Source organism: Streptomyces sp. NPDC059166 (assembly GCF_042755185.1).
GTDB lineage: Bacteria > Actinomycetota > Actinomycetes > Streptomycetales > Streptomycetaceae > Streptomyces.
Window position 1 is genome coordinate 24,687 of record NZ_JBHZCI010000057.1, and the last position, 10,851, is coordinate 35,537.

9 protein-coding genes are annotated in these 10,851 nt (G+C 71.2%); 5 read left to right on the forward strand and 4 right to left on the reverse strand.

Translation table 11 applies throughout. The annotated features are described in order from the left end of the window. The first annotated feature begins 6 nt into the window (after positions 1-6). The gene (locus ACFXOA_RS29865; RefSeq protein ID WP_385034886.1) at positions 7-444 is read left to right on the forward strand and encodes a DUF742 domain-containing protein; all 438 of its coding nucleotides are present in this window, start codon (positions 7-9) and stop codon (positions 442-444) included. Further along, positions 425-1,030: an ATP/GTP-binding protein gene (locus ACFXOA_RS29870; protein ID WP_385034888.1), complete on the forward strand. Its 606-nt coding sequence runs from the start codon at positions 425-427 to the stop codon at positions 1,028-1,030. The genes ACFXOA_RS29865 and ACFXOA_RS29870 overlap by 20 nt, the downstream gene beginning before the upstream one ends. An 84-nt stretch (positions 1,031-1,114) precedes the next feature. Here the strand turns inward: ACFXOA_RS29870 and ACFXOA_RS29875 are convergent, their stop codons facing one another. Then, positions 1,115-1,924 (reverse strand): M15 family metallopeptidase, encoded by an 810-nt coding sequence (locus ACFXOA_RS29875; protein WP_385034890.1) that lies wholly within the window; start codon positions 1,922-1,924, stop codon positions 1,115-1,117. Positions 1,925-1,985: 61 nt separating this feature from the next. Here ACFXOA_RS29875 and ACFXOA_RS29880 point away from each other — a divergent pair, with 61 nt between their 5' ends. After that, positions 1,986-2,483, forward strand: a complete 498-nt coding sequence (locus tag ACFXOA_RS29880) for an NUDIX domain-containing protein (RefSeq protein WP_385034892.1) — start codon at positions 1,986-1,988, stop codon at positions 2,481-2,483. Here the strand turns inward: ACFXOA_RS29880 and ACFXOA_RS29885 are convergent. Further along, entirely contained in the window at positions 2,474-4,834 is a 2,361-nt protein-coding gene (locus ACFXOA_RS29885) for a glycoside hydrolase family 31 protein (protein ID WP_385034894.1), read from the reverse strand. The genes ACFXOA_RS29880 and ACFXOA_RS29885 overlap by 10 nt on opposite strands. A gap of 215 nt (positions 4,835-5,049) precedes the next feature. On the opposite strand from ACFXOA_RS29885, the gene ACFXOA_RS29890 reads away from it, so the two are divergent. Beyond that, positions 5,050-7,026, forward strand: coding sequence for an acetoacetate--CoA ligase (locus ACFXOA_RS29890; RefSeq protein ID WP_385034896.1), 1,977 nt, complete (start codon positions 5,050-5,052; stop codon positions 7,024-7,026). A gap of 78 nt (positions 7,027-7,104) precedes the next feature. After that, positions 7,105-8,019, forward strand: coding sequence for a hypothetical protein (locus ACFXOA_RS29895; RefSeq protein ID WP_385034898.1), 915 nt, complete (start codon positions 7,105-7,107; stop codon positions 8,017-8,019). 79 nt (positions 8,020-8,098) lie between these two features. Here ACFXOA_RS29895 and ptsP read toward each other — a convergent pair whose 3' ends face one another. Both ptsP and ACFXOA_RS29905 read right to left on the reverse strand, forming a co-directional pair. Continuing rightward, positions 8,099-9,769 carry a phosphoenolpyruvate--protein phosphotransferase gene (ptsP, locus tag ACFXOA_RS29900; RefSeq protein WP_385034899.1) on the reverse strand — a complete coding sequence of 557 codons (1,671 nt, stop codon included), beginning with the start codon at positions 9,767-9,769 and terminating at the stop codon, positions 8,099-8,101. A gap of 75 nt (positions 9,770-9,844) precedes the next feature. Then, positions 9,845-10,294 (reverse strand): PTS glucose transporter subunit IIA, encoded by a 450-nt coding sequence (locus tag ACFXOA_RS29905; RefSeq protein WP_385034902.1) that lies wholly within the window; start codon positions 10,292-10,294, stop codon positions 9,845-9,847. Positions 10,295-10,851: the final 557 nt, after the last annotated feature.

The window sequence follows — 10,851 nt, forward strand, 5'->3', positions numbered from 1 at the left end:
GGGGGGATGAGCGCCGACTCCGTCCGGGACGCCGCGTCCGGAACACCGCCCGCCCCCGCCGAAGCGGGGTCCTCGCGCTGGTACGACGCCGAGGCGGGCCCCGTGGTCAGGCCCTACGCGATGACCCGCGGGCGGACCAGCAGCGCATCCCGGCACCGTCTCGACCTCATCGCGATCGTCGTCCCCGAACCTGCGGCCGACGACCCCGGCCGCGACCAGACGCTCTCCCCGGAACACGTGGAGATCGTCGAACTGTGCAGCGACATGCCTCAGTCGATCGCCGAGCTCGCCTCCGGTCTGGATCTCCCCGTCGGGGTCGTCCGCGTCCTGGTGGGTGACCTCGTCGAGGACGAGCTGGTGCATGTCACCCGCCCCGTTCCGCCGGCCGAACTGCCGGACGTGAGCATTCTTCGCGAGGTGATCAATGGCCTTCGGGCGCTCTAGCCGCCGGAAGCGGCCCGTCGAGCCCGTCACCCTGAAAATCCTGGTGGCGGGCGGCTTCGGAGTGGGCAAGACGACCCTGGTGGGGGCGGTCAGCGAGATCAGACCGCTGCGTACGGAGGAGCGGCTCAGCGAAGCGGGCCGCCCGGTCGACGACGTCGCGGGGGTCGAGGCGAAGCACACCACCACGGTCGCCATGGACTTCGGCCGGATCACCCTGCGCGAGGACCTGGTCCTCTACCTCTTCGGCACCCCCGGACAGGACCGCTTCTGGTTCCTCTGGGACGAGCTGGCGCAGGGCGCCCTGGGAGCCGTGGTACTGGCGGACACCCGGCGCCTGGAGGACTGCTTCGCGGCGGTCGACTACTTCGAGCGCCGGGCGATCCCCTTCACCGTGGCCGTGAACCTCTTCGAGGGCGCGGAGCAGTTCCCGGCCGACACGGTCCGGGCAGCTCTCGATCTCGACCCCGAGGTACCGCTGCTCCTCTGCGACGCCCGTGACCGGGCCTCCGTGCGCGACGTACTTGTCGCGGTGGTCGAGGACGCGCTGGCGAGGGCCGGCCGAAGGCCCGAACCCGCCACGACCTGACGGCCGGGCAGGTACGGGGCGGCGCCCCGAGGACGAGGAACGGCGGCCGGGGAACAAGGGTTCCCCGGCCGCCGCCGACCTGCCTCAGTGCCCCGCGACGGAGCGCCTGGACACCGGGAAGTCGAAGTAGGTGTCCGGGAAGAGCTCGGGCTTGTAGGTGAAGTGCCACCACTCCTCGGCGAGATTCACGAAGCCGAGGTCCGTCAGCGTCGCCTTGAGGAACTGCCGGTTGGCGCGCTGCACGCCCTGCACCCGGGGGTCGTCCGTGTGCGAGAGCGTGTCGAAGCAGTCGTAACCCGTGCCCATGTCCACCGAGTTGTCGGGGAAGCGTTCGTTCCTCGGCGCGTAGCAGGGTGCCGGCTCCTCACCCGGCTCGTAGGGCCGGGTCGGCAGTGCGGGCAGCTTCACCAGCGTCAGGTCCACGGTGCTGCCCCGGCTGTGTCCGGACTTCTCCGCGATGTAACCGTCCTCGAACAGGCGCGACTTGTCGACCGACGGGTAGAACTCCCCCTTCATGGACTGGTCGTCGAGATCCTTCGCCCAGCGCACGAAGTGATCCACCGCCCGCTGGGGCCGGTAGCAGTCGTACACCTTGAGGGAATAGCCCTGACGCAGCAGGCTCCGCTGGGCCGTGCGCAGCGCGAGCGCGGCGGGCCGGGTCAGAATGCAGACCGGCCGCCGGTAGCCGTCCACCGGCTCGCCCATGAAGTTGTGCGGTGTGGGGTAGCGCATCTCCGTGATGATCGTCGGATCGACCGAACGGAGGTCGACGAACTCCGGCGGAGCCTTGGGCTCGGGCCGGGCGGAGGCCGCCGGGGCAGCGGCGGTCGCGGTGAGAAGGGCTGCGGTGGCGGTGGCGGCCAGGGCACGGAAGGTACGAGCAATTCCTGTCATGACCTCACCGTCTATCAGCTACGGCGCCCCAGGAGAAGAGTGATCGGATACAGTCCGGCCCGTGAAGGACTCCCACTGCCGGGACTGCGGAGCGAGGTACACCACCGAGTCCTGGCCGCGAACCTGCGCGGCCTGCGGCCGTACCGCCTACCGCAACCCCCTGCCCGTCGCCGTCGCCCTGCAGCCCGTCACCGGCCCGGACGGCCCCGGTCTCGTCGTCATCACCCGTACCATCCCACCCCACCAGGGCGGAATCGCGCTGCCCGGCGGCTACGTCGACCACACCGAGGACTGGCGCCACGGCGTCGTACGCGAGCTGTTCGAGGAGACGGGGATCCCGGCCGACGAGAACGACGTACGGCCGGCCGACGTGCTGAGCTCCCCCGACGGCCACATCCTCCTCTTCGGCCTGCTGCCGCCGCGTCCGGAACGCGGACTCCCGCCCTCCCGGCCCACGGACGAGACTTCCGGATACGACGTGCTGCGCGCCCCACGCGCGCTGGCCTTCCCCCTCCACACACGGGCCGTGCACGCCTGGTTCGCCGGCGCCTACCGCTGACCCGCCGACGGCAGCCCGCGCACCCGGACCCGATACGGCACCCGGACCTCCTCGCCCTCCCGCTCGACCACCACCCGTCCGGAACGCGTCCGCGACGTGTACCGCTCGACCTCGGCGGCCTCCCACCCGTCACCCGTGTCCCGCGCCAGCAACCCGCCACCGGTACGGCCAGGAACCGGAGCCCAGGCCTCCAGCTCCAGCTCCCCGTCCGGACCCAGGACCGGGACCACTGCACCCGCACGCGCCAGCACCGGAATCCCCGAGAGAGGTGCGTCCAGCACCACCTGCCCCGGCCCCTCGTAAGCCCGCTCCGTCGCCGTGTCGTACCACCGGCCGCACGGCAGCCGCACCGCCCTGCGGGTGACACCCTCTTCGAGCACCGGAGCGACCAGCAGCGCGTCCCCCAGCAGGAAGGCGTCCTCGCAGTCCCGCAGTTCCCGGTCACCGGACGCACCCCACCACAACGGCCGCACATACGGCGCACCCGTCAGCCGCGCCAGATGCGACAGCGTCACGAAGTACGGGTGCAGCCGCTCCCTCTCCCGCGCCGCCCGCCCCGCGTGCGCGAGCACCTCAGGTCCGTACTCCCACGGCTCCCGGCCGCCCACGCCCGGGTCGGTCAGGAACATCGGCATGTACGCGCCCAGTTGGAACCAGCGCAGATACAACTCCGGGGAGGGCGACCCGCCGGACCCGCCCACATCCGGGCCCGAGTACGGCACCCCGCAGAGTCCCAGCCCCAGGACCAGGGCCAGTGAAGTGCGGAGCCCCGGCCAGCCCGTGGCCACTCCACCCGACCAGGTCCCGCCGTACCGCTGCATCCCGGCCCAGCCCGAGCGGGACAACAGGAACGGCCGCTCGTCGGGGCGCAGCCGCAGCAGACCCTCGTAGCCCGCCCGCGCCATCGTCAGGGCGTACACGTTGCGGGCCTCCCGGTGATCGCCACCCCGCCCCTCCATGGCGTGCCTGGCCGAACGCGGGAGCGAGGCATTCCCGGACGCCGGGAAGAGGCCCGGCTCGTTCATGTCGTGCCGGACCCCCGCGGACCCGGGTACGAGCCGCTCCGCGTACAGCCCGCCCCACCACTCCCTCACCAGCGGATCGGTGAAATCGGGATGGACGCACTCCTCCCGCCCCACCGTGCCGAGCACCCGGCTCCCTCCGGGATCCCGCACGAACGCACCATGAGCACCGACCCCGAGACCGCTCGCGAAGGCCTCGTCGTCCGGGGACGCCCGCACCGCCGCCCCGACGGCCGACACCAGCCGCACGCCCTCCTCACGCAGATCCCCCGCCAGGCCGGACGGGTCGGGGAACCGCCGCGGGCCGGCCGTGAGGCCCCGACGCGTGTCGCGGTGCCCTCCGTCCAGGTGCAGCACCGACAGAGGCAGATCCCGCTCCCGGTACCCGCGGACGATCCGCCGCACCTCCCGCTCGCCGGCGGACCCCAGTGCGCGCTGCGGGCCCAGCGCCCACGACGGCGGCAGGGCCGGAGCCCCGGTCAGCGCGGTCCATGTGCCGAGCACCCTGGCGGGCGTCCCCGCGGCCACCCAGCCACGGACCGGCCCGCCGTCCATCCGTACCTCGCAGGTCCCCGCCCGGTCGTGACCCGATCCCGCCCCCTCCTCGCCCTCCCGCAGAGTCACCCGGCCCGACCAGGAGTTGTCGTGGAACACCAGATGGGTACCCGCGTCGGAGACCACCAGCTGCACCGGCATCGTCAGGTGCAGCGGATCGTCCCCGGGGCCGGACCCCTCGCCCGGATCCGTGTTCCACAGCCCGTACGAGCCCTCCCGGAGGCGCGGCCCGCCGGACCTCGCGCCCAGCCCGAAGAACCGCGCGTCGGCCGGGACCTCGGACCTCTGCACCCACCGGGCACCCCCGCCGTCCGGCGTCTCCCACCAGCGCGGCGGCTCCTCACGGCGCAGCACCACACCGCCGGGCGTGCGCAGTTCGACCGCACCACGGCGCGACACCACGACGGTCATCCGCTCCGACACGACCTGCCAGCCACCGTTCGTGTGCGGTTCGAGCCGCGCCCGCTCGTCCGGTTCGGGAACCGCGCCGGCCAGCGCGTACGACGGCGAGGGCTCCGCCCCGTCCCAGGACCAGAACACCGCCCCGCCCACAGCGACCCGCACCAGCAGCTCCGACCGGGCGAACCGCACCACCCCACCACCCGGCCCCGGCTCCGCACCTGTCAGGAGACCCGGGACCCGTGCCCTCTCCGCCCCCCGCGCCGCCACGGTCCTCGCGTCCGCACGCCGGCGCAGCCACGCCGAGCGAACCGTGCGCATCCCCTGCACCGAACCGACCAGTCTCACCGAACGCACCAGGTCACGACCATCCATGGCGCCACCCTGCCATCAGCGCGGAGCCCGGTGTGCTCCGTTCAGCTTCCGTTCACCTGTGGCCCCACCACACAGCCGCACACACAACCGTGGCGGGGAGACCCTGGTGCGCAAGACGATCACATGGCATCGTCCGTAACTGCCGTTCACGCGCACACCCCAGCCCGTGCGCGCCGACGCGAACCCGCGTACCACCGAAAGGCCAGGGAGCCTCCATGACCTCAGCAGCCGACGACGCCCCCCTCTGGCAGCCCGGACCCGAACGCGTCGAGGCGGCGGCCGTCACCCGCTTCCAGCGATGGGCTGCGGAGCACCACGGAGCTCCCGCCGACGGCGGCTACGCGGCCCTGCACCGCTGGTCCGTCGACGAGCTCGACACCTTCTGGGAGGCCGTCGCCGACTGGTTCGACGTGCGCTTCACCACCCCGTACGACGCGGTGCTCGGCGACCGCTCCATGCCGGGCGCGCAGTGGTTCCCCGGCGCCACCCTCAACTACGCCGAGCACGCGCTGCGTACCGCCGACGACCCGCTGCGCGCCGAGGCCCCCGCCCTGCTGCACGTCGACGAGACCCACACCCAGGCAGCCGTCAGCTGGTCCGAACTGCGGCGCCAGGTCGGCTCACTGGCCGCCGAGCTCCGCGCCCTCGGCGTGACCCCGGGCGACCGGGTCAGCGGCTACCTCCCCAACATCCCCCAGGCCGTCGTGGCGTTCCTCGCCACCGCCGCGGTCGGGGGAGTCTGGACCTCCTGCGCACCCGACTTCGGCGCACGCAGCGTTCTCGACCGCTTCCAGCAGGTCGAGCCGGTCGTCCTGTTCACCGTGGACGGCTACCGCTACGGCGGCAAGGAACACGACCGCACCGCCACGGTCGCCGAACTCCGCGGTGAGCTCCCCACCCTGCGCGCCGTGGTCCACATCCCGCTGCTCGGGACGGACGCACCCGAGGGCACCCTCGAGTGGTCGGCCCTCACCTCCGCGGACACCGCACCGGTCTTCGAGCCGGTCCCCTTCGAACACCCGCTGTGGGTGCTCTACTCCTCCGGAACCACCGGACTCCCCAAGGCGATCGTCCAGTCACAGGGCGGCATCCTGCTCGAACACTTCAAACAGATCGGGCTGCACTGCGACCTCGGCCCCGACGACCGCTTCTTCTGGTACACCTCGACGGGCTGGATGATGTGGAACTTCCTCGTCTCCGGCCTGCTCACCGGCACCACCGTCGTCCTCTACGACGGAAGCCCCGGCTACCCGGACGTCGACGCGCAGTGGCGCGTCGCCGAGCAGACGGGCGCCACACTCTTCGGGACCTCGGCCGCCTACGTCATGGCCTGCCGCAAGGCCGGCATCCACCCGGGCCGCGACCACGACCTCAGCCGTGTCCAGTGCGTCGCCACCACCGGCTCACCGCTCCCGCCCGACGGCTTCCGCTGGCTCCACGACGAGGTGGCCGAGGACCTCTGGATCGCCTCGGTCAGCGGCGGGACCGACGTCTGCAGCTGCTTCGCCGGAGCCGTGCCCACCCTGCCGGTCCACACCGGTGAACTCCAGGCGCCCTGCCTCGGCACGGACCTCCGGTCCTGGGACCCGGCCGGAAAGCCCCTCGTCGGGGAGGTCGGCGAACTCGTCGTCACCGCCCCCATGCCCTCCATGCCCGTCCGCTTCTGGAACGACCCCGACGGCAGCCGCTACCACGACAGCTACTTCGACACCTACCCCGGCGTATGGCGGCACGGAGACTGGATCACCCTCACCGACCGAGGCTCCGTGGTCATCCACGGACGCTCCGACTCCACCCTCAACCGGCAGGGCGTACGGATGGGATCCGCGGACATCTACGAGGCGGTGGAACGCCTCCCCGAGATCAGGGAATCCCTCGTCATCGGCATCGAGGAACCGGACGGCGGCTACTGGATGCCCCTCTTCGTACACCTCGCCGAAGGCGCCACCCTCGACGACGGACTCCGGGACAGCATCAAGCGGACCATCCGCGAGAACCTCTCCCCGCGCCACGTACCGGACGAGGTCATCGAGGTCCCCGGCATCCCGCACACCCTCACCGGCAAGCGCATCGAGGTTCCGGTCAAGCGCCTCCTGCAGGGAACGGCCCTCGCCAAGGCGGTCAACCCGGGATCCGTCGACAACCTCGAACTCCTCCACTTCTACGAGGACCTCGCCCGCACCCGCCGCTGAACCGGCCGGCCCGGAAGCCGTTGTCAGTCCCCCTGATTACGCTGAGTGAACATCGTTACACAGTGCACAGGGGGACTCATGGCACACCAGCGGCAGACCGGGCGCGACGGCAAGCGCTCCGCACCGTCCATTCGGCGCGCACTGCGCCGCGAAGCACCCACGACCGTCGGACTACTGGTCGACGCCGAGGACTTCGCGGCCATGCGGCGCTACCCCAGCTTCGTCTTCGAGGACCACTCGCTCTACCTGCAGCAGGTCGAGGCCATGCTGCGCACCCTCAACGGGCAGGGGATGCACGCCTCCGTAGCCCTGTTCGACCCCGAGGACTACGCGGAGTACTGCACGGAATCGGGCCTCGACCCCGACGAGCGCGCCAGCCGCAGCCGGTTCACCGCCGAGGTCGCCGCCGCCGGCGCCACCGTGGCCTACACGGGCCAGCCCATCGACACCCTGATCCCCCTGCTCGTCTCTCGAGCCGTCCGCCACGCGACCTGGGAGTACGCCACCATGATGCTGGCCGGGCTCGGCGACTGCGCGGACTGCGGACAGGACATCGGCAGGGCGGCCTTCGACCGGGCGTCCCATCTGCTGACTCGCCTGCTCGACACCGCCGGGCCCGGCACCCACCACGTGGTGTGCAGCACCCCGTCGGGGAGCGAACAGCTCCTCGCCGTCCTCCACACCGAGCGCGAGGCGGGCGGACCGGTGCACCTCGACTCCTCGGAGGGCGCGGAGTTCACCGGTGTCCTCGCCGTGGGCGTGGCCATGGAGACCACGGGCGGGGTGGTTCTGCGTACCAGCGCGCCGGGTCGCCCCGACCGGGTGCACGGATGGCGCCTGGACCGCGGCAGCCTCCACCCGCTCACGGCGGGTGAGGTCTTCAGCGCCTACTGCACCGACGCCGATACGGGCGAACCGGTGTCGCCCGAGTCCGGCGTCGAGTACTGCGCGGGCTTCGACATCGGCTCGGACGAGCCTGACACACACCACTGACGGCAGAAGGGGTTCCCACCGGACCCGCGGACCCGGTGGGAACCCCTTCACGACCAGCCGTCGAGGCCGGACGATGCCGTCACTCGCCCGACAGCACCGCTTGCGCGGCCAGCCTGGCCTCGTCCGCGGAGTCCGCCGCACGGGCCGCCGACGCGGCACGCTCGCACTGGGCGAGCGTGTGCTTCGCCAGAGTCGCCCGCACATACGGGATGGACGCCGCGCCCATGGAGAGGGAGGTGACACCCAGCCCGGTCAGCACACAGGCCAGCACGGGGTCCGAGGCGGCCTCACCGCACACGCCGCAGCTCTTGCCCTCGGCCCGCGCGGCCTCGGCGGAGAGGGCGACGAGGTCGAGCAGCGCGGGCTGCCAGGGATCCTGGAGCCGGGACACGGCGCCGACCTGACGGTCGGCGGCGAAGGTGTACTGCGCCAGGTCGTTGGTACCGAGCGACAGGAACTCCACCTCCTGCAGGATCGAGCGAGCCCTGAGCGCGGCGGACGGAATCTCCACCATCGCCCCGAACTTCGCCCGCAGTCCCGCCTCACGGCAGGCGTCAGCGAACGCCTTCGCGTCGGCACGGTCGGCCACCATCGGAGCCATGACCTCGAGATAGACCGGCAGGCCTTCGGCAGCCCTGGAGAGCGCCGTGAGCTGTGTCCGCAGCACATCGGGGTGGTCCAGCAGGCTGCGCAGACCGCGCACACCGAGTGCGGGGTTCGGCTCGTCCGCGGGGGTCAGGAAGTCCAGCGGCTTGTCCGCACCGGCGTCCAGCACCCGCACCACGACGCGCCCTTCCGGAAACGCCTCCAGCACCGCGCGGTAGGCCGCGATCTGCTTCTCCTCAGACGGCGCCTGCTTGCTGTCGTCCAGGAAGAGGAACTCCGTACGGAACAGCCCCACGCCCTCGGCGCCGGCCTCCACCGCCGCCGGTACGTCGGCGGGACCGCCGACGTTCGCCAGCAGCGGCACCTTGTGACCGTCGGAGGTCGCTCCCGGGCCGGTGACGGCGGACAGGGCCGCCTTCCGCGCCGCCGAAGCGCTCTCCATCTCGGCGCGCTTCTCCTCACTCGGCTCGACGAAGATCTCACCGGTGCTGCCGTCCACGGCCACGACCGTGCCCTCGGCGATCTCTCCCGCTCCGGGCAGAGCCACGACGGCCGGAACTCCCAAGGCACGCGCCAGGATGGCGCTGTGGCTGGTGGGACCGCCCTCCTCCGTGACGAATCCGAGCACCAGCGTCGGGTCGAGCAGTGCCGTGTCGGCGGGAGCGAGGTCACGCGCGATCAGCACATACGGCTGGTCGCTGTCCGGCACACCCGGCATCGGCACGCCGAGCAGCCGCGCCACGATCCGGTTCCGTACGTCGTCGAGGTCGGCGACGCGTCCGGCGAGGTACTCCCCGGCGTTGGCCAGCAGAGCCCGGTACGCGGCGAAGGCGTCGTAGACACCGCGCTCAGCCGTGCTGCCCACGGCGATACGACGGTCGACGTCCGCCATGAGCTCGGGGTCCTGAGCCATCATGGCCTGGGCCTCCAGCACGTGCTGAGCTTCGCCTCCGGCCAGGTTTCCACGTGCGACGAGGTCGGCCGCGACCGCTTCCACCGCCTGGCGGGCACGTCCTTGCTCGCGCTCGGCCTCCTCAGCGGGAATCTGCTTGGCCGGCGGTTCCAGGACCGCGGTACCCATGTGCCGGACCTCGCCGATCGCCACACCGTGGCTCACACCGACGCCTCGCAGCGTTGTCTCCATTTCACCGTCTCCGATTGTGCGGCGGCTGAGCCTCCGCGGTTGATACCCGACTGGCCCGATGCTGCTCAGTGGCCGTCACTGCCAGCCGAACAGGGCCTCTCCGACGTTCACGTCTCCGTCCTCACGGACGTCCGTGAGGGAGTCGGCCGTGGCCTCCAGGGCCACGACGGGGCAGATGGCGGACTTGCCGGCCGCCTCCACACCGGCAGGGTCCCAGCGGACGATGCCCTGCCCGCGGGTCACGGTGTCACCCTTGTTCACGAGCAGTTCGAAGCCCTCGCCGTTGAGCTGCACGGTGTCGATCCCGAGGTGCGTCAGAACGCCGTGGCCCTGGTCGTCGACGACGACGAAGGCGTGGGGGTGGAGCGACACGACGATTCCGTCGACAGGGGAGACAGCCTCGGACGGCTCGCGCACGGGGTCGATGGCCGTGCCGGGACCCACCATGGCTCCGGAGAACACGGGGTCGGGAACCGCGGTGAGTCCGATCGCGCGGCCGGCAAGAGGGGACGTCACTGTGGTCATGGAGAGCCTCCCAGGGTGGGGATCCGTATGGTTACCGCCACGACTGAAGGAGGGCGGCGTACTGATCAGCAGCGTAAGTCATATGAAGTCCCGGTTCCGCCTGAGACCTCCCGGTTGGCGGACCTAGCGGCCTGCCGGAAACGATTTGCCTCGCCTCGTTGTGCCCTGTACTGTCGTACCCCTGCCTCGCCCCGATGCGACTTCGATCGTGACGGCGGGCAGCGACTCCCTCAAACCAGACTGTACTTCCGACAAGGCCCTCGCATGCTCGCGAGGTCACCGGTCAAAAGTCACGGAAAAGGCCTGATAGAGTCGGAACCGCCGAAAGGCAAAGGCCCTTCCGAAGGCCATCGGAATCGAATTCGAACCGGAAACGGAACGAAAAAGAGTCTGATAGAGTCGGACTCGCCGGAAAGGGAAACGCGAAAGCGAAGAACTGGAAAGCGGGGCGGTAATTTAACCGCCTAGCAGGAACCCGCTTCGGCCGGGAATCGGACACGAAAGAGTCTGATAGAGTCGGAAACGCAAGAACGAAGGGAAGCGCCCGGAGGGCCCCG